Genomic DNA, 910 nt, shown 5'->3' on the forward strand with positions numbered 1-910 from the left:
GGAGTCGGAGTTGTTACCGGAGTCGGAGTTGTTACCGGAGTCGGAGTTGTTACCGGAGTCGGAGTTGTTACCGGAGTTGGAGTTGTTACCGGAGTTGGAGTTGTTACCGGAGTTGGAGTTGTTACCGGAGTTGGAGTTGGAGAGTTATTGACAACAATGCTGGCTGTGACGATCGCAGAATCAGCTTTTCCGTCATTAGCTTTGTAGGTAAAAGAATCTGTCCCTGCAAAACCAGCATTCGGAGTGTAACTGAAGGAACCGTTAGCGTTGAGGGCGATCGCACCTTTAGCCGGATTTGCCACCAAAATCGCAGTCAACGGATCGTTTTCCGGGTCTGTATCGTTAATTAAGACTCCCAACCCTGCCACGTTGAGAGGAGTATTAAAAGAAGTTGTATAGTTGTCAGGAATCGCGACAGGCGGGTTATTGTTGACGTTTACAGTCACGGTAGCTGGTGGAGAGCTAACTATGCCGTCGCTGACTGTGTAGGTAAATGTGTCTGTCCCAGTAAAGCCTGCCTTAGGAGTATAGGTGAAAGAACCGTCTTTGCTGAGGGCGATCGACCCTTTCGTCGGGTTGGCCGCCAACGCAGCAGTCAGCGTGTCCAAGTCCGCGTCGGAGTCGTTAGCTAAAACTCCCGGCAATATTTCGCTGAGGGCTTTTCCCGCACTGGTGCTATAGGTGTCGGGATTGGCTGTTGGCACACTGTTTGTAACGTTGATATTCACCGTGGCGGGGACAGTTGCAGCGCCATCGCTAGCGCTATAAATGAAAGTATCAACTCCGACAAATCCGGGGCTGGGAGTGTAAATGAAGTCACCCTTGGGATTGAGTACGAGTTTACCTTTAGTCGGTTGTGTGACAACAGCAGCAGTCAACGTGTCGAAAATGTCGGGGTCGAAGTCATTGA

Annotated in this window: 1 protein-coding gene; it reads right to left on the minus strand. The window is 50.5% G+C overall.

Going from position 1 to position 910, the window contains the following annotated elements:
• Positions 1-910, minus strand: a 910-nt coding sequence (locus JGK07_RS32980) for an Ig-like domain-containing protein (RefSeq protein WP_293192060.1), incomplete at both ends; no start/stop codon positions are given.

It is taken from the genome of Microcoleus sp. PH2017_24_DOB_U_A (assembly GCF_020738205.1).
Taxonomy (GTDB): domain Bacteria; phylum Cyanobacteriota; class Cyanobacteriia; order Cyanobacteriales; family Microcoleaceae; genus Microcoleus.